The sequence below is a fragment of the Pseudomonas sp. G.S.17 genome (genome assembly GCF_038096165.1).
GTDB lineage: Bacteria > Pseudomonadota > Gammaproteobacteria > Pseudomonadales > Pseudomonadaceae > Aquipseudomonas.
Map to the genome: position 1 here is coordinate 130,771 of NZ_CP151076.1, position 18,814 is coordinate 149,584.

Sequence of the window (18,814 nt, forward strand, 5' to 3'; positions counted from 1 at the left end):
GTCTGATTTTCGATTGAGTCGACATTTTTTGAGCCTCAAGCAACGGGGCCGTTGAAAACGTCTGCCTATTTCAGACCTTCCCTAGAGCGACGTTAGACTGACTTAGGTCGTCTTGGATATCCCATAATTCCAATGAAGCGGCTACGACTGCAAATCCGCCGAGTCCAACTAATCGCGCACCGAATCCAGGAATCAATTTCCCCCAAGACTGAGTCCTACCCTCGGTTCCGGCCCAATAGCTTGCTGACTTGCCAGTAATTTTAACTATTTTTTTATCTCGGATTTCCGTCTCCAACCCCTTCATCCCCACCCAAGCCGTCTCCACAAAAACCGCCATCAGCGCGTTCCCGGTGTAAGCCGCTGCGGAGCCGATCTTTGCCCAGTCCTTGGCATTCAGATCGCCGTCTTTACTGGCGAGCTGATATGTAGCCATCGTATTGAAGAAGTTGACGACCACCAGGCCCCAGGTAATTGCGCCTGCATTGAGCCCATGTTGTTCGGTAAAGGCTCGGGCGTGGCTTTGCCAGTTGCCGGCCAGCTGAGCGCTGTTTTTGTGGAAGTGGGCGATTTCCATTTGCAGTCGGCGCAGGTAACGGTTTTGGGCGTAGTCCAGTAAATGCGGTCGTTGCAGATTGTGCTGCTCGATGTGCTCGTTCAGTTCGACCAGTACTTCTGCCACTCGCTTGCGGTCATAACGACCGCCCGGGTTTGACCAGTGGTGCTCAACGACCAGTTTTTCGTTACGCAGTCGTTCTGCTTCCTTGCTCCAGGCGGCGATGCGCTCGTTGAATTCCTGGTCAATCTTCAGTCGGTCCTGATGGCTGAACAGCAAATGACCGATGGTGAGATTGCGCAGGGCAATGGCCTGATCGCTCATGCGACTGTCCACCGCGATGAACGCCAGCTGAATCTGTTCCAAGGTCGTTTTGCCGGCGCCCTTGGCTAATTCCGTCAACGCCTGGAGCGTCAGCTGCACGGGCTCGCTCAAGACCCTTATCCAGGGATGTGCCGCTATCGCATCGTGATTGAGGAAACCATTAATCTCTCCCGCCCGGCCCGCCAGGGCGGTGAAGTCGGTGATGCCGGACATCAGGCGATTGGCCTCGTTGGTCATCGCCTCTTTGATGGGGGCCGAGAAGCCAAAGCGGGTCAGGCCGAACAGGGTTCTGCTTCGCTCTTCCTCTTTTTGCAGCCATCGGGAAAAGCTCACGTCCTGGCTGAGGCTGCACAACAGTTCGGCCGTGAGGTCCAGAAGGCAGTGCAGCGAGGTGACGTTAGTGGTGTCGATGAACAGACGCATCGGATCAGTGCCGATATGCTCGCCGATGGCCTTGATATCGTCCTGGGTTTGCGTGATGTGCTGCTTCAGGCTGTTGAGTTGTGGCTGCCGGGCTTCGGTGAAATCCCGAGCGGCATCGAGGTCGACTTCGCGACGCCATTTGCGGCGATCCTGCCAGCTGCTGCGCAATGCCGGGTCGGGCAGGCGGCCATAGCGGCTTTTTAGCTCGTAGCCCAATGTGGTCGAAGGCAATTCGACCACCCCCAGAATGAGCCCTTCGGTTCCCGCAGCGGCTCGATCCTCAACGTCCAGCTCCTCGAAATACGCTTCGATGTCGCGAATGTATTGTCGGGTTTTCGCCTCATCGCCTTTAACCGAGGCTGGCAGCAATGCCGGGTCGCCGCCGACACCGCAAAGGCGCTCGACGATGCCCGCGATATTCATCGCATGCTCATGCTCGGCCTGAAACGCGAAGAGCGCGGCCTGATCGGCGATGAGTTGCATGCCCAGGTCTTCCAGCATGCCCAATGAATCGTCGAGAGCTAACAGAACGGCGCTGGACTTGTCTTCGACGCTGCCGGTCCAGACGACATCTGCGGCCAGCGGCACTGGCTTGTATGCGGCACCTTCAGGTACCACCGGCGGATGGGCTGAATCGGCGAAGCGCCCGTCGTGATCGACAGAGTAAGGATCGACGTCGGCCACAACTTTTTCGCTCAAGCGGGCCAATGGCAGTGCATGGGTGACCGACATATCGCGGCAGTAATCGCGCAGGTCCAGTGGATGCATCCATGACGTGCGATTTACCGGGCTGGAACGCATGTGTTCACACATGCGCCAAGTCCATTGCCAGGGCGAGAATGCGATGCGCAATGTGCTGGTTCGCGGATACAGCAGATGCGTGCGGCTCTTGCCTTTTTTTGCCCGGATATGCAGCCCGGGCTCGGCGTCGCTCCAGACAATCCGCGTCAAACTCGCGTCCTGGGCAACGAAGGCATATTCATGCAGCACCTCGTCCGTTTCGTTATAGACGTACACAAATCCATCGCGCAGTTGGCGCAAGGTCAGGCTGCGGGTTTGCAACCTGGGATAGCGCGCCCATTTTCCGCTGGTGGTCAAAGGCGTGAGGTTGCCGGGATTGACGTCGTAGCGTGAGCGGTCCAGGGCGTAGCGCATGGGCACGATTGCGATGTCAGGACCTTTGAACGGGCAAGTGCCCGTCCCGGAAAGGGTGGTGTCGGAAAATTGGGAATCGCGGCGTTGAGGCAATTGGCCGTCTTTTTCAGTCATGAACGACTTCCTTGTGCGTGCGGCTATGGAGTTCGAAAGCACGGATGCGCAGCTCTGGTGCCAGTCCGGCGTTCGTCGCGTTCTGGCTTAACCACTGCGGATAAGGGCCTTGCGCTCGGGTGGCGAAATCCTCGCCGTAGTCGGCACAAGCCTCCATCCACATGGCGAGCGCACGTTCAGTGACAAGGCCCCATTCCAGACCCGCCTGCAGACTGGAGTTCAGCCAGTCGCTGATCTGCGAACCGGTTAAACCAGAAAATAAATCCGGTGAGCGCTCGCCAAGCCAGTTGTAGATACGGCCGGTAAATCGCCAGCGCTGAGCCAGATCCAGCGCGTCAAGCTGATCTTCGCCCAGCACGGCATGGCGCTCGTCCCACACGAATTCGGCGCCGGGACCGCTGAATGTCTGCCACTGCACTTGGTGTGGTGCTTCCCAGCTCTGTCGTGGCGCGCCAACCCACCACTGCTCAATCGGCCCGAGGTGCTGGCTTGCGCCATGGGGATAACTCGACAACCAGAAATGTGTCACCAGCGGGTCGGCGAAGCGCAGCAGGCCGCCGCCGCCCAGACAATCCGGTGGAGAAATGAAATGGCGCAGATGCGCGGCGACTTGGTCGATGTCGGCGCGGCTGTAGATAAGGGTTGAGTCCTTGCGCAGCGATTCATGCTCAAGCCAATCCGACAGCAACGAGCTACGTGAGTCAGGCCTGATCAGAATCGGTCCCAGATCGTGAAGATCCTTCCAGCGGGTTCCCAGATATAGCGCGTCAATTTCGAACAGCTCGTGGCGCTGATAAAGCCCCACAAGTGCGTCTGGCCTCAATGCACCGTCAATCAGCAGATAGTTGGCTTGGGCAGGATGATTCATTGACCAGACTCCGCCAGCGCTTCGCACGCTTCGCAGCGAGACGGTAGTAGTTTGAATTCATTACGAAGGGCTTCGACAGCCACTTCGGGCACCGGCATGGACGGAGCACCGGGAGCCGCGACTCGTTTTTCGAGCGGTATAGGTGGAAGCGGCACCGCTGGCATCCCCGGCATCGGCAGACCGCCCAGCAGAATCGGCACGCTGCTGAAAATTCCTGCAGGTGTAATCGAAATCCAGTGCCCGCCGGCCTTGATTGTGGTGCTGAGGGTCGCGTCGACGATCATGTGCTGCCCGGCAGCCAGGTGGACTTCCAGCGCCGCACTGACCAGATGATTCGCCGCGCTGATGTGCTGATTGCCCACTACGGTCAGGGAATCGTCTGCCAAGACCTGTGTCTTGCGCGGTCCGAGGGTCAGGTGATGTTCTTCGCCTTGCAGTTCATGGCTGGACAGCCCCGTGACCAGGACGCTGCGCTGGTTGTCGACCTGGATCGACTGGTCGTTGAGCACATGTTCTTTCCAGTCGCGTTGCGCGCGGATGGCGATTTCTTCCTGGCCCTGGCGGTCCTCGATTTTCAGTTCGTTATAACCACCGCCGCCGGGGCTACTGTGGGTCTTGAGCAAAGTCTGGGTTTTCTGCGCGGGCAGGTCCAGCGGGATGCGCGTGCTGGCGTTGGGCAGGCAGGCCTGCACGTAAGGCTGGTCGGGATCGGCCTCGAAATAACCGATCACCACTTCCATGCCGACCCGAGGAATCATCGCCGTGCCGTATTGGTCGTGGGCCCAGCCGGTGGCGACCCGCAGCCAGCAACTGGCGTGTTCGTCTTGCACACCTTCGCGGTCCCAGTAGAACTTGACCTTGACCCGACCGTACGCATCGCAATGAATCTCTTCGCCCGGCGGGCCGCTGACGATGGCGTGTTGGCTGCCAAGAATGCGCGGTTTGGGATGTTTCAGTGGCGGGCGAAACGGCGTCAGGCCGGGGATCGCTTCGAAGCGGTTTTGGTAGCCCTGACTGAACTCGCCGGGCTGCGCGGCGCGGTCGCTGTATTCTTCCAGCACCTGCGGCTGTTTGCCTTCATGAACCACGGAAACCAGCAGCCACTGGGCATTCCAGTCCTCACGGGGATGCTCGGCGAGGGTCAGCAGATGGCCGCTGAGCAGGGCCGGCTGATCGCTTTTGCCGCTGGCCAGTTGATAGTCGCTGCGATGCCGTTCCAGCACGGTTTGCGCCTGACGCGCGCCGATCTGCCGGTCATTGAACGGCGCCGGATACCGGTAATCCTCAAGGTCCAGGCGCCCGTCCGCCAGCTTCGCACTGGCGCGCATGTCGATCCCGGGTTGTTCGAAATCGTAGGTCTGGCGACTGACTTTGCCGGTGCGGGTGGCGAGGCGCACGTTGAAGGCGTTGATCACCGGCGCTTGGGCCACCAGCCCGTTGCCTTGCAGGTAGGCCGTAGGATTTTTCAGGTTGGGCAGTGCGACAGGATCGTCGGCGAAGATCAGCAGGTGCCGGTCGCGGCTGTGCTCAAAGTGGAAGGACAAACCCTCCTCTTCACACAGGCGGCGAACGAAGTGCAGGTCGGTTTCGTGGTACTGGGTGCAGTAGTCGCGCGGCGGGCAGCTTTTGCTGCTCAGGCGGAACGCGAACTCGTCGGCGAGAATACCGTGGTCCTTGAGCACCAGGGCAATGATTTCCGGCACGCTCTTATTCTGGAAAATCCGGTGATTATGCCGATGCTCGAGGCGCAGCAGGTTCGGCACCAACCGGATGAAATAGTGGGTGAAACGCTTGCCGGAATCGCCTTGGGCAATCTCGCCGATCTGCCCGTGCAGCCCGTTGCCCACAGCGTCAAAGGCCAGAAACGCCTGCCGATGCAGCAGGTCTTCAAGCGCGAGGTTGGCCCGTTCGCTGACCAGCTCGATACGCACACTGAAGGGCCGGCTGACGGCCTCTTTAGCGGTGAAACTCAGGACGCGAAGCTGATGCTCAACCCCCGCGATATCCAGCGTGAACGTGGCTTGGTTGGCGGGGGTGAGCATGGGCAAGTCCTTGGCCTGGGGAAAGGCAGAACTTTGCGTGTAGACGCCTGGCGTGTAAGTAGGTATCAGGCCGAATATTTTGTAGGAACATTCTGGTAGTTATCGCGACTGCTCTTGGTGATGAATGCAAAGCCGCACAAAAATTTCACCATTTCTGTTATATCGTAACGCTCCTGCACAGCCGGTTTTCGTGCAGTGAATCCATACAGAAACATTCAGTAAGTTTTGGGGTAGTGATGCGGGTTGATCTGGATGTTGAGCACGACAGGCTGGATGGCTTGCCGCGGTTTCAGAGGGCGGCGGTGCAGGCGGCGCGGCTTTTGCGGCTGACGTGGCTGGCCGCTGGTTTGGGTGGCGCCGGGTTGGTGTTGTCGTTGTTCGTTGATCTGTTCTCGCCCAATTCCTTGTGGACGGCAGTGCTGACCACTGGCGCCGCTGCATTGTTGCTGCTGGCTGCCGGGTTGCAATCGACGCAGGGCGTCGCTTTGTGGCGCGCGCGAGCCTTGGGCAGCATCGCGCCGCTAATCATCAAGCAAAACCTGGCAGAAGAGTCCGGCTGGTATGAGCGCCTATTAGCGCGTATCAGCGGCAGCGGAACATCGCTGGTCGCGCAGATTGGCAAGCCGACGTTGTGGCTGGGCGGCTGGGCATTGCTGGCGTTGATCAGCATCCAGTTGATCTGGAACCTGACGCTGCCGGGCAGTAATCTCTCGCAACTGGGTAACCTTGCGGGCGGCGCGATTCTGCTGCTGGCGTTTGGCTTGTTGGTGCTTGAGCGACAGTTCAGCGCCGAGCTTGCCGCCGAATGGCCTGAAGCCGGGCAACTGGCGCAGCTGACCCGCGTGGCGATTGCGGTGTTGCTGGTCGGCGCGCTGTGTCTGTTTTTCTCCAGTGCCGACCGCGTCTGGCCGGCGCGATTGGCGGTGTTGATCGGTCTGTTGCCTGGATTGGTGGCGGTCGAATTCCTGCTGCGCGCCGCACTATCATTATTCAGCCCGCGCAACGTACGCATCGAGCCGCGTCTGACGGCCAGCAGTTTTGTCGCCGGTCTGCTGCGCTGGCCACCGCAACCGCTGCTGGCGCTGCAACACGAACTGCACAACCGTTTCGGCATCGATCTGCGGCAGATCTGGGCGTTTACCTACATGCGTCGCGCCTTTCTCCCGGTGCTGGCAGTGGTGGTGGCGCTGGGTTGGGTGCTGAGCGGTGTGCATGAAATCCCCATGCAAGGCCGAGGCATCTACGAACGGTTTGGCAAGCCTGTGGAGGTTTTCGGCCCCGGCCTGCATGGCGGATTGCCTTGGCCCTTCGGGCGGGTGATCGCGGTGGAAAACGGCGTGGTGCATGAACTGGCGACCAGCGTCTCGGATTCCAGTGCCCTCGAACAGGTGCAAGACCCCGCCGAAGGCCCGCCGCCGCTGACCGCCAATCGCTTGTGGGACGCCAGCCACATCAACGAGAAATCCCAGGTGATCGCCAGCAGCGCCGGGGATAAACAGGGCTTCCAGATCGTCAACATGGACGTGCGTTTCGTCTACCGCATCGGCCTGACCGATCAAGCCGCCATGGCTGCGACCTATAACGCCGCCGATGTACCGACCTTGATCCGCAGCACCGCCAGCCGGGTGTTGGTGCATGACTTTGCCTCGCGAACCCTCGACGAACTGCTCGGCGAACAACGCGCCGGTCTGGCTGACGACATTGGCAAGGCGGTGCAGGCCGATCTCAAGCAATTGGACAGCGGCGTGGAAATCCTCGCCACGGTGGTGGAAGCCATCCATCCGCCAGCGGGCGCGGCCAATGCTTATCACGCGGTGCAAGCCGCGCAGATCAGTGCCCAGGCGCTGATTTCCCGGGAGCGCGGCGCGGCCAGTGACAAGGCCAACGTAGCGCAACTCAACGCCAGCATTGCGCGGGACCAGGCCACGGCGAACGCCCGGGAAGTCATGGCCACGGCGCAAGGCGCGGACTTGCGCTTCAGTGCCGAGCGCCAGGGCTTCGCCAAGGCCGGGCAAGCCTTTCTGCTGGAGCAATACCTGACCCAGCTGAGCCAGGGCCTGGCCCACGCCAAATTGTTGGTGCTCGATCACCGTCTGGGCGGCGCGAACAATGCGCCGACCATCGACCTGCGTACTTTCACTCTACCGGCAGACCCAACGGCGCCGAGTAAAGCCGTTCAATAAGGAGTCGACCCTTGAGTCTGTTTCATAACCACGATCATCACGATCACGCCGGACACGATCACAGCGGCCATCATCACGGGCATCACCATGGCGAAAGCGCTGGCCCCGCGGCGTTCCCCTGGCGGCGCGCGGCATTGGCGGCGGTGTTGATTGCCTTCGCAGTCGCGGCGGCCAGCCTGGTGCAAGTCCGCTCGGGCGAAGCCACGGTCATCACGCGTTTCGGCAATCCCTCCCGCGTGCTGCTGGAGCCAGGTCTGAGCTGGCGCTGGCCGGCGCCGTTCGAGGCAACGATTCCCGTGGATTTGCGCCTGCGCACCACGTCCAGCGGTTTGCAGGACGTCGGTACTCGCGACGGCCTGCGCATCATCGTTCAGGCTTATGTGGCCTGGCAGGTTCAAGGTGATCCGGACAATGTGCAGCGCTTCATGCGCGCCGTGCAGAACCAGCCGGACGAAGCCGCCCGCCAGATCCGCACCTTCGTCGGCTCGGCGCTGGAAACCACGGCCAGCAGCTTCGATTTGTCGAGTCTGGTCAATACCGATGCCAGCCAGGTGCGGATTGCCGATTTCGAAAACCAGCTGCGGCAGCAGATCGATCAGCAACTGCTTACAACGTATGGCGTGCGCGTCCTGCAAGTCGGTGTCGAGCGTCTGACATTGCCTTCGGTGACTCTCAACGCCACGGTTGACCGGATGCGCGCCGAACGCGAAACCATCGCCACTGAACGCACCGCCGTGGGCAAGCGCGAAGCCGCGCAGATTCGCTCGGCCGCTGAGCGCGACGCGCGCATTGTCGAGGCGGATGCGACGGTCAAGGCGGCGGATATCGAAGCGCAATCCCGGGTCGAGGCCGCGCAGATCTACGGCCGCGCCTACGCGGGTTCGCCGCAGCTGTACAACCTGCTGCGTTCGCTGGACACGCTGGGCACCATCGTCACGCCGGGCACCAAATTGATTCTGCGCACTGATGCGGCTCCGTTCCGGGTGCTGATCGACGGCCCGCCGACGCTGGATAACAAGAGCGGATCGCAGCCATGAGCGAGCAAGGAGCCATCAACGAACAGGTTGAGCGGCCGCCAGTGAACAGCCCGTGGCTGCAAGCCAGTCGCCTGGCGTTCATTGCGTTGTATGGCGTGACCTTGCTGGCCGCGCTGGGCTGGGCGTTGTCCAATGTGCGGCAGATCGATCCGCAGAATCGCGCGGTGGTGTTGCGTCTCGGTGCGCTGGAACGCATCCAGAACGCCGGTTTGCTGACCGCGTGGCCGCAGCCTTTCGAGCAAGTCGTGTTGCTGCCTTCGGCGGATCGAGTCATCGAGCGTCGAGTGGAAACCCTGCTGCGTTCTTTCCAGGCGGTGCAGGCCGATCGGGTCGCGAGTTTTGCGGCGCCGATGAGCGATGCGCTGGCCGGTTCCGGTTTTCTGCTGACCGGTGACGCCGGTGTCGTACAGCTGGACGTCACGGTGTACTACAAGGTGACCGACCCTTATGCGTTCGTGCTGCAAGGCGATCATGTCTTGCCGGCGCTGGATCGCTTGGTCAATCGCAGCGCCGTGGCGCTGACTGCGGCCAGAGATCTGGACACTATTCTGGTTGCCCGCCCCGAGCTGGTCACCGCTGACAGCAAGGCTGCCGAGCGTCGGGAGCGTCTGCGTGGCGATCTGGTGCGCGGCATCAATCAGCGCCTGGCTGAACTCAACGCTACCGGCGTGGGCATTGGCATCGAAGTGGCGCGGGTCGATGTGCAATCGAGCCTGCCCACGGCGGCGATCAATGCCTTCAACGCTGTGCTGACTGCCAGCCAGCTCGCGGATCAAGCCGTCGCCAACGCGCGCAACGATGCGGAAAAGCTCAATCAGTCCGCCAATCAACAAGCTGACCGCACATTGCAAGTCGCCCATGCACAGGCTTCGGAACGTCTGGCCAAAGCTCAGACCGACACCGCCACGGTGACCAGCCTCGCGCAGTCGATTCAAAACCAGAGTGACCCCGGTTTGCTGCAACGCATCTATCGCGAACGGGTGCCGAAGATTCTCGGTCAGGCCGGTTCGGTAACCACGGTCGATCCCAAAGACGATTCCCGCCTGATTATTCAGGGAGCAGAAAAATGACTGGCGAAGCCGTTCACGATCACAGCCATGCCGCGCCGCAACCGGCGGGGAGCATGCTCAGCGGTGCGGAACAACGCAGCGCGGCCCGGCAACTGACGTTGGCGATGCTCGCCCTGGGTTTGCTTGGGCTCGGGTTGGTCTGGCGATTTGTGGCACCGGAACAAACCGGCGTCAGTCAATTGCTGCTGGGTGCGGCCTCCTTGCTGGTGGCGATTCCCGTGGTCAGCGCCGGATGGCACAGCCTGCGTCATCCGAGCCTGCACGGCATCACCGATCAACTGATCGCGCTGGCGATGCTGGGTGCCTGGGCAACCGGTGATTTGATGACCGCTGCCTTGTTGCCGATCATCATGATCTTCGGCCACGTGCTGGAAGAACGCAGCGTGATCGGCTCCCAGGAAGCGATTCAGGCGCTGGGGCGTTTGACCCGCAGCCACGCGCGGCTGATCGACGTCGACGGCAGCATTCGCGAAGTGGACAACTCGACGCTGGTGGCCGGGGATCAAGTGGAAGTTCGCGCTGGGGATCGTGTGCCCGCTGACGGTCTGGTGATTTCCGGACAGGCCAGTCTCGACACCGCGCCGATCACCGGCGAGTCCGTGCCGCTGGAGGCGAGGGCGGGCATCGAAGTGTTCGGCGGCGCGATCAATCTCGACGGCTTGCTGCGCATCGAGGTGACACGCATCGGCAATGAATCGACGCTGGGCAAAGTGATCGCGCTGATGCAAAGCGCGGAGCGCTCCAAGCCGCCGATTACCCGGCTGCTGGAACGCTACGCCGGTAGTTACATGGTTTTGGTGTTGCTGATTGCCGCCGTGACCTGGTTCATCACCAACAATGCCCAGGCAATGTTGGCGGTATTGGTGGCGGCTTGTCCGTGCGCCCTGGTGTTGTCGGCCCCGGCGACGGCCATTGCAGGCATTGCCGTTGCCGCGCGTCACGGGATTCTGATTCGCAGCTCGGCATTTCTCGAAGAGTTGGCCGATCTGACTTCGTTGGTGGTGGATAAAACCGGCACGCTGACGTTCGGCACGTTGCGCCTTGAATCCGTGCAGGCGGTCGGTGCCGAGCGTGCGGACTTGTTGCCCCTTGCGGCGAGTCTTGGCTCGGCCAGCAGCCATCCGGTCAGCCGCGCGCTGGCTGGTTTGGTGGGCAAGGATCAACTGCTGGCACTGAGCGATATTCGTGAGCGGCAAGGCTTGGGCGTGATCGCGTTCACGGAACACGGCGAAGCTGCGCTGGGCCGTCCCGAGCTGTTCGAACAGCTCAATATCGCCACTTCAGCCGTGCCCAATCACGACGGACCTATCGCTGGCCTGGCAATGGACGGGGTGTTCCTTGCCTGGCTATTGCTCGCCGACAGCCTCAAGCCCGAAGCGCGTTTTGCCTTGGCTGAGCTGCGGGAGCTGGGTATGGGCCGGCAACTGCTGCTGACCGGGGATCGCAAAACCGTGGCCGACAGTCTGGCCCTGGAGGTCGGCATCGCCGATGTGGAATCCCAGGCGCTGCCGGAAGACAAACTCACCCGGGTACGCGGCGAAATCGCCAGTGGTTTCCGGCCCATGGTGGTGGGCGACGGGATCAATGATTCGCTGGCCCTGAAAGCCGGAGTGGTCGGCGTGGCGATGGGCGCGGGCGGTGCCGATATCGCGCTGGCATCGGCTGACATCGTGCTGATCGGCAGCGACCTGCGCCGCCTGGGCACTTGCGTGCGCTTGAGCCGTCAGTGTCGGCGAACCCTGCAAGTCAACGTGATCATCGGCCTGGGCTGGACGCTGGCCATCGTTGCGTTTGCCGCCTTTGGTCTGTTGGGCGCGGCAGGAGCGATGGTCGCCGCCATTCTGCACAATCTGAGTACGCTTCTGGTGCTGGGCAACGCGGGCAGATTGTTGCGTTTTCAGGAGCCGCTACTAAAGTTGGATACGACGCCACAGGCCTGAAAAAACCTCGGTTTGGCGCAAAGGCTTGAGCTAGAGCAGCGGGTTAAGTATAAAAATTCGCTTGAGCTTTGAAGAACTCTGTTACAAATTAGGGGTCATTCAAGGTAAGGGTGTTCAATACAAGGCTGCAATGTGGGCTCGTATCAGAGGGCACAAGGCCGTTCCCGGAAGTCGATTTTTATAGTTTTGCTATAAAGCCTATAGCCTTTCAGCCCGTTAATTCGGGCTGAAATTGGACTACCCTTTTCGAGTTTCTGGATCAGGGGGTTAACTCAAATGCTCGCGCAACTTCCACCGGCCTTACAGAATCTTCATCTACCGCTGCGCCTCAAGCTCTGGGACGGCCATGAGCTGGATCTGGGACCCGCGCCCAGCGTCACCATCGTCGTCAAGGATCCCCGGCTGGTTTCCGAATTCACCCATCCAAGCCTCGACCTGCTCGGCAGTGCGTTCGTCGAAGGGCGGCTGGAGATGGAAGGCTCGATCAGCGAAGTGGTGAGGGTCTGCGACGAACTCAGCCAGGCGCTGCTTGACGATGAAGACGGCGAGTTCCACTCGTCGACTCAACACGACAAAGCCACCGATGCCGCGTCGATTTCTTATCATTACGACCTCTCCAATGAGTTCTACCAGCTGTGGCTGGACAAAGAGATGGTCTATTCCTGCGCCTACTTCAAGACCGGCGAAGAATCGCTGGAGCAGGCGCAGCAAGACAAGTTTCATCACCTGTGCCGCAAGCTGCGGCTCAAGCCCGGCGAGTACCTGCTGGATGTCGGTTGCGGCTGGGGCGGGCTGGCGCGTTTCGCCGCGCGCGAGTACGGCGTGAAAGTGTTCGGCATTACCTTGAGCCGCGAGCAACTGGCGCTGGGCCGCGAACGCGTAAAAGCCGAAGGCTTGCAGGACAAGGTGGATCTGCAATTGCTCGATTATCGCGACCTGCCCCAGGACGGTCGCTTCGATAAAGTCGTCAGCGTCGGCATGTTCGAGCACGTCGGCCACGCCAACCTTGAGCTGTACACGCAACGGCTGTTTGGTGCGGTGCGCGAAGGCGGGCTGGTGATGAATCACGGGATCACCGCCAAGCACACCGACGGCCGTCCGGTTGGGCGGGGCGCTGGTGAGTTCATCGGTCGCTATGTGTTTCCTAATGGCGAGTTACCGCACGTGTCGCAAATCAGCGCCCACATCAGTCAGGCGGGCCTGGAAGTGGTGGACGTGGAAAGCCTGCGCCTGCACTACGCCAAGACGCTGGAACACTGGAGTTCGCGCCTGGAAGCCAACCTCGACCGAGCCACCGCGATGGTGTCCGAGCAAACCCTGCGGATCTGGCGGCTGTACCTGGCGGGTTGCTCCTACGCGTTTGCCCGCGGCTGGATTAACCTGCATCAGATCCTCGCGGTAAAACCGTATACCGATGGCCGACATGAACTGCCGTGGACGCGGGAGGATCTTTATCGGTAGGGATGTGATCCCGTTGGAGCGAGGCTTGCCCGCGAAGGCATTGTATGGCGCTGGCGATGTTGTTGAATATTCCGGCCTCTTCGCGGGCAAGCCTCGCTCCCACAAGGTGCAGGTGGCACCCTTTACAGAATCGGCGAAATCAAGCGTGCGATGCGCATGCCCAGTTGCTGCAGATGGTGCGTTTCACGACTTTCCTTAATGGATATTTCATGAGCCTGGGCGAAGTCGTCGTTGAGCATGTGCTCCACTTCGCTGGCGAACTCGCTGTCCACCGTCAGCAGCATCAATTCGAAATTCAGCCGGAAAGAACGGTTGTCCAGATTGGCGCTGCCGATGGCGCTGATCTCGTTGTCCACCAGCACCACTTTCTGATGCAGGAATCCCGGCAAGTAACGAAACACCCGAACCCCAGCGCGCACCGCTTCAAATGCAAACAGGCTTGAGGCGAGGTACACGATGTAGTGATCGGGGCGCGAAGGCAGCAACAACCGCACGTCCACACCGCGCAGCACCGCCAGGCGCAATGCCGCCGACACCGCTTCATCCGGAATGAAATATGGGCTGGTGATCCACACCCGTTCTGTCGCCGCATGAATGGCTTCGACAAAGAACAGCGAGCAGGTTTCCTGGGCGTCAGCCGGCCCGCTGGCGAGTAACTGACAGAGCACGCCGTCTTCCGGGTACGACTCGGGAAGGCTCAGGGGCGGCAATTCTCGCGTGGCCCAGAACCAGTCTTCGGCAAACGATTCCTGCAAACAGGCCACGACCGGACCGAGCACTTGCACATGCGTGTCGCGCCACGGTGCGAGCGGTGGCTTGAGACCGACGTACTCGTCGCCGACGTTATGACCGCCGACAAAACCTCGGGTGCCATCGACCACGACTATCTTGCGATGGTTGCGGAAGTTGATCTGGAAACGGTTCAGCCAACCGCTGCGCGTCGCGAAAGCTTTGATCTGTACGCCACCAGTGCGCAATTTATCGCTATAGCTGCCGGGCAAGGCATGACTGCCGATGCGGTCGTAGAGCACATAGATCGCCACGCCTTCGGCGGCTTTTTCCAGCAACAGATTCTGCAACCTGCGGCCCAGTTCGTCGTCATGAATGATGAAGAACTGAATCAGCACGGTGTCTTTGGCCTGACCGATGGCAGCGAAGATCGCGTCGAAGGTTGCGTCGCCATTGATCAGCAGCTTCACTTCGTTGTTGGCCAGCGCGGGCATGCGTCCCAACTTGGGCATGGCGCGCAGGGATGCATACGCTTCTGAACGGCGCGCGGCCACAGCCTCTTCAATCCACGGCCGCCAGTTCAGATCACCGATTGCAGTCCGCATCTCATCGTTGGCCTGGCGTCGCGCCTTGATGTAGGCGTCGAACGAGCTGCGGCCAAACACCAGATAGGGAATCAACGCGACGTAGGGGATGAACAGCAGTGGCATGGCCCAGGCGATGGCGCCCTGTGCGGTGCGGACCGTCAGCAGTGCATGAATGGCTGCACCAACTCCAACCAGATGGATGAATCCAAGGACATAGCCGAAGAAATACGGGCTGTGATAATCCATGCGTAATCTTGCTCCAGACCATTTGCTCATTAACAGACCACAGGCTGTGGTGAATGTCGCTATTTTATTCGCCGTGCAACTGGCTGGCGGATCTGTCGTCTAAGCCTCATTGTTCGCAGTCTGTGTTGGGCCGTCTTCTCTATCAATTGTTTGAAACAAGGATTCACAAATGAACAAACCCATGTTGGCGTTGATCTGTTGTCTGGCGGCGCCGCTGGCGCAAGCCCAAATGCTGCAGCCGGGACTCTGGGAGCTGACTTCCAGCAATATGTTGGTCGACGGGCAGCCACTGCCGGACCTGCAATTGATGCTTGGTCAACTGCAAAATCTGCCGCCTGAGCAGCGCGCCATGATGGAACGCATGATGGAAAAACAAGGCGTAACACTGGGCGGCAAAGGCGTGCGCTTTTGTTTGACTGAGGCCCAGGTCAAGTCCGACGACGTCCCGCTGACTGATCCAAAATCTGGCTGCAACCAGCAAGTGACAGCGCGTAATGGCAAGAACTGGAACTTCAAGTTCAGCTGTCCAAAAGCGCAAGGCACCGGGCAGGCGCAGTTCCTCAGTGATCGCGAGTTCACCACCAAGGTGATTGGCACGTTCAATGCCACCGGCCAGCAGCAGAACGGCAGCATGGATACGCGCGCAGTCTGGCTCGGTCAGCAGTGTGGCGCGGTCAAGCCGCGTACCTGACTTCAGGCGCTGAACCAGTTCCACGAACTCTGGGCCACCGCGTCGTGAGCATGCAAGCTCTCGGCGTGGATGACCTTCAAAGTGAAGCCTTTGAGCGCCGGGTTGCGCTTGAACGTTCGATGCAGCCGTCGCGCTGCATCCTCGCAGAACATCAAATTCTGCCCATTCGCCAAGGCAAACGCTTGCTCATCAGCACGCTTTACTGCCGTCTGCACCGCTGTTCCCAACGCTGCTTCCGCTTGGTCAATCAACTGAAGCGTCGGAAATTCATCAACAAATTCATTGAGTTGCACCTGAATCTGCGCAGTGCTGCGCTGGCTATGCGGCGTCGCAACTATCCCTTCGGTACTGCCTAACCATTCCAGCACTGTGGCTGATTCAAGCTGCTTACCCGGAAAATCCTCGATGAACTGCTGCTGAATCAGCTGACGCGCCAGCGCTGCCGAGCAAGGGCAGGTCGATGAATAACTCACGTCAATTTTTAGTTCCACGTGGAACATTCCGCTTTTCAGGCTGGCAAAGATACTGATTGGATAGGCTTTCCAGCCTGTCAGCGCACTGACCAGCGCTGGTCGTTTGAGCAGCGGTTCCAGGTGAATGTTCAGATAGGCATTGTTTGAAAGCCCTTCATGGCTCTGCAGAAAACGCTCAAGCAGCCGGCGCACGGACGCGGGCGTCAGGTTTTCGTTCTCCAGCTTTTCAAGCGCCAGATACAGCCGGGACATATGAATCCCACGAGCAGCACCATCATCCAGACTGACGCCCACGTCGGCTTTGGCACTCAGGCGTTTGCCGTCCATCAGGATAGGCAGAGCGATGCCGCACATGCCGACCCAATCCAGTGGCAGGGCTTTTCTTGAGGCCTGGGCGGCGATATCCGGAAGTGTCGCAACATTCATGAAAGGGGCCGCCTGAGGGCTAAAACATCATGTTATATTATTACAGTTAGATCGACGATTACTTTTTTGGGCTGGGATGCTCTGCAACTTTAGTGAGCCATGCCATGCATCGACGCCAAGTTTTGCTCAATCTCTTACTGGCCAGCGCTGCGCTGGCTTTACCCTTGGGGACTTATGCCGCGCAGATTCGATCCGCAACGGGCGCGCCTCGACCCCCGCCGCAGCCGTCGCCGTTGCTCGACAAGGCCCATTCCAAACGCGACGTCATGGTGGTGATTGATCCCGGTCACGGCGGTAAGGATCCGGGCGCGGTGGGCGCCAAAGGCGAGCGTGAAAAAGACGTGGTGCTGTCCATTGCCCAGCTGCTGGCCAAGCGCATCAAGCGTGAAAAAGGCTTCGACGTGCGTCTGGTGCGCAACGATGATTTCTTCGTGCCGCTACGCAAACGCGTGGAAGTTGCGCACAAATACAACGCCGATATCTTTATCTCGATCCACGCCGATGCCGCGCCCCGGCTCACCGCATCCGGCGCTTCGGTGTATGCCTTGTCGGAAGGCGGCGCGACGTCGGCCACGGCCCGCTTCATGGCGCAGCGGGAAAACGGCGCGGACTTGCTGGGCGCTACCAGCCTGCTGAGTCTCAAGGACAAGGACCCGATGCTCGCCGGGGTGATTCTCGATATGTCGATGAACGCCACCATCGCCGCCAGCCTGCAACTGGGCAATACCATTCTCGGCAGCCTGGCGGACATCACCACGCTGCACCAGAAACGCGTCGAACAGGCCGGGTTCGCCGTACTCAAGTCGCCGGATGTGCCGTCGATCCTGGTGGAAACCGGGTTTATCTCCAACGTTCGCGACAGCCAGCGGCTGGTCACCGCGCGTCATCAACAAGCGGTGGCTGACGGGTTGTTCGCCGGGCTGCAGCGCTATTTCCAACGCAATCCGCCGGCTGATTCGTATGTGGCGTGGCAGCAGGCGCAGAAAGCGGGGCAGGTGTAGCAAATCTTCTTTTTCAGCATCACGCAACCATTTGAATTGGAAAGCATTTCGTAGGACTGGCTTTAGCCGGGAGGAGGCCAGTCCATTCGCAGCAGTTACGTTTCCAGGACTATTGGCCTCCCGGCTGAAGCCGGTCCTACGGGTCGAATGTTTGCTGGATGACGGGGGCTTGTCAGTGAAGGATTGGTGTGTTCGTATCGTTATACTATAACATATGATTCTTGCAACCTCTCCCAAGCCGCCGATGAGAACCCTCATGCCAAATCGTCTTCCCGTTACTGTGCTGTCCGGCTTTCTTGGCGCGGGCAAAAGTACCTTGCTCAATTACGTGCTGCGCAATCGCGATAACCTGCGGGTGGCGGTGATCGTCAACGATATGAGCGAGATCAACATCGATGGCAGCGAAGTTCAGCGTGATGTCAGCCTGAACCGTGCCGAAGAAAAACTGATCGAGATGAGCAACGGCTGCATTTGCTGCACCTTGCGCGAAGACTTGCTGGAAGAAGTCAGCCGCCTGGCTCAGGACGGGCGTTTCGATTACCTGCTGATCGAATCCACGGGGATTTCCGAACCGCTGCCCGTGGCGGAAACCTTCACCTTCCGCGACGAGGCGGGCAAGAGCCTGGCGAATATGGCGCGCCTGGACACCATGGTTACGGTGGTCGACGGGGTCAATTTCCTGCTCGATTACCAGGCCGCTGAAAGTCTGGCGAGTCGCGGACAAACCCTGGGCGAGGATGACGAACGCTCGATCACCGACCTGCTGATCGAGCAGATCGAATTCGCCGACGTGATCCTGATCAGCAAGATCGACTTGATCAGCTCCAGCGAACGTCAGGAGTTGATGGCAATTTTGCAGCGCCTCAATGCCCAGGCGGAAATCATTGCCATGGTCATGGGCGAGGTTCCACTGGCAAAAATCCTCAACACCGGTCGTTTCGATTTTGAACGCGCTTCCCTGGCGCCGGGCTGGCTGAAAGAGCTGCGCGGCGAGCATGTGCCGGAAACCGAAGAATACGGCATCGCGTCCACGGCTTATCGCGCACGTCGGCCGTTCCACCCCGAGCGGTTTTTCAGCTTCATTGATCGCGAATGGACCAACGGCAAGCTGCTGCGCTCCAAGGGTTTTTTCTGGCTGGCCAGCAAGCCCAAGGACGCGGGCAGTTGGTCTCAGGCTGGCGGGTTGATGCGTCACGGGTTCGCCGGTCGCTGGTGGCGTTTTGTGCCTGCTGTGCAATGGCCGGAGGACGAAGAAAGCAACGCCGCGATCATGCAGACCTGGAGTTCGCAAACCGGCGACTGTCGTCAGGAATTGGTTTTTATTGGCCAGAACATTGACTTCGCTCAGCTCACGGCCGAGCTGGACAATTGTTTGCTGACCGACGCGGAAATGGCACTCGGAATCGACTGCTGGGGTGAGCTGCCGGACCCGTTTGGTTCGTGGCATGAAGAGCAGAGTGCTTGAGCTGGAGCTCGTAAGGTCCTTTGGAG

13 protein-coding genes are annotated in these 18,814 nt (G+C 60.0%); 8 read left to right on the forward strand and 5 right to left on the reverse strand.

Annotated features, from left to right (window positions below; all coding sequences use genetic code 11):
• Positions 1 to 70 precede the first annotated feature (70 nt).
• The 3 genes from AABC73_RS00625 to AABC73_RS00635 are packed head-to-tail and all read right to left on the reverse strand — an operon-like array spanning position 71 to position 5,479.
• Positions 71 to 2,569, reverse strand: coding sequence for a toxin VasX (locus AABC73_RS00625; protein ID WP_341522020.1), 2,499 nt, complete (start codon positions 2,567 to 2,569; stop codon positions 71 to 73).
• The gene (locus tag AABC73_RS00630; protein ID WP_341522021.1) at positions 2,562 to 3,437 is read right to left on the reverse strand and encodes a DUF4123 domain-containing protein; all 876 of its coding nucleotides are present in this window, start codon (positions 3,435 to 3,437) and stop codon (positions 2,562 to 2,564) included. Before AABC73_RS00630 ends, AABC73_RS00625 begins: the two co-directional genes overlap by 8 nt.
• Positions 3,434 to 5,479: a type VI secretion system tip protein VgrG gene (locus AABC73_RS00635; protein ID WP_341522022.1), complete on the reverse strand. Its 2,046-nt coding sequence runs from the start codon at positions 5,477 to 5,479 to the stop codon at positions 3,434 to 3,436. The genes AABC73_RS00630 and AABC73_RS00635 overlap by 4 nt, the downstream gene beginning before the upstream one ends.
• 236 nt (positions 5,480 to 5,715) lie before the next feature.
• On the opposite strand from AABC73_RS00635, the gene AABC73_RS00640 reads away from it, so the two are divergent.
• From AABC73_RS00640 to cfaB, 5 genes are all read left to right on the forward strand, one after another.
• Positions 5,716 to 7,662, forward strand: a complete 1,947-nt coding sequence (locus AABC73_RS00640) for a protease modulator HflK (RefSeq protein WP_341522023.1) — start codon at positions 5,716 to 5,718, stop codon at positions 7,660 to 7,662.
• A gap of 11 nt (positions 7,663 to 7,673) precedes the next feature.
• Positions 7,674 to 8,699: a protease modulator HflC gene (locus AABC73_RS00645; RefSeq protein ID WP_341522024.1), complete on the forward strand. Its 1,026-nt coding sequence runs from the start codon at positions 7,674 to 7,676 to the stop codon at positions 8,697 to 8,699.
• Positions 8,696 to 9,769 (forward strand): protease modulator HflK, encoded by a 1,074-nt coding sequence (locus AABC73_RS00650; protein WP_341522025.1) that lies wholly within the window; start codon positions 8,696 to 8,698, stop codon positions 9,767 to 9,769. The genes AABC73_RS00645 and AABC73_RS00650 overlap by 4 nt, the downstream gene beginning before the upstream one ends.
• Entirely contained in the window at positions 9,766 to 11,709 is a 1,944-nt protein-coding gene (locus AABC73_RS00655; RefSeq protein WP_341522026.1) for a heavy metal translocating P-type ATPase, read from the forward strand. Before AABC73_RS00650 ends, AABC73_RS00655 begins: the two co-directional genes overlap by 4 nt.
• Positions 11,710 to 11,985: 276 nt before the next feature.
• Positions 11,986 to 13,170 carry a C17 cyclopropane fatty acid synthase CfaB gene (gene cfaB / locus AABC73_RS00660; RefSeq protein WP_341522027.1) on the forward strand — a complete coding sequence of 395 codons (1,185 nt, stop codon included), beginning with the start codon at positions 11,986 to 11,988 and terminating at the stop codon, positions 13,168 to 13,170.
• 122 nt (positions 13,171 to 13,292) lie between these two features.
• On the opposite strand, the gene cls is transcribed toward cfaB, so the two are convergent.
• A complete protein-coding gene (cls, locus tag AABC73_RS00665; protein WP_341522028.1) occupies positions 13,293 to 14,732 on the reverse strand; it encodes a cardiolipin synthase in 1,440 nt (479 codons plus the stop codon).
• A gap of 169 nt (positions 14,733 to 14,901) precedes the next feature.
• Here cls and AABC73_RS00670 point away from each other — a divergent pair, with 169 nt between their 5' ends.
• Positions 14,902 to 15,423 carry a DUF3617 domain-containing protein gene (locus tag AABC73_RS00670; RefSeq protein ID WP_341522029.1) on the forward strand — a complete coding sequence of 174 codons (522 nt, stop codon included), beginning with the start codon at positions 14,902 to 14,904 and terminating at the stop codon, positions 15,421 to 15,423.
• A gap of 2 nt (positions 15,424 to 15,425) precedes the next feature.
• Here AABC73_RS00670 and folE2 read toward each other — a convergent pair whose 3' ends face one another.
• Positions 15,426 to 16,322: a GTP cyclohydrolase FolE2 gene (folE2, locus tag AABC73_RS00675; protein ID WP_341522030.1), complete on the reverse strand. Its 897-nt coding sequence runs from the start codon at positions 16,320 to 16,322 to the stop codon at positions 15,426 to 15,428.
• Positions 16,323 to 16,426: 104 nt separating this feature from the next.
• Here folE2 and AABC73_RS00680 point away from each other — a divergent pair, with 104 nt between their 5' ends.
• The gene (locus AABC73_RS00680) at positions 16,427 to 17,323 is read left to right on the forward strand and encodes an N-acetylmuramoyl-L-alanine amidase (protein ID WP_341522031.1); all 897 of its coding nucleotides are present in this window, start codon (positions 16,427 to 16,429) and stop codon (positions 17,321 to 17,323) included.
• Between the two features lie 256 nt (positions 17,324 to 17,579).
• Complete coding sequence (gene zigA, locus AABC73_RS00685) at positions 17,580 to 18,788, forward strand: zinc metallochaperone GTPase ZigA (protein WP_341522032.1); 1,209 nt, start codon at positions 17,580 to 17,582, stop codon at positions 18,786 to 18,788.
• Positions 18,789 to 18,814 lie beyond the last annotated feature (26 nt).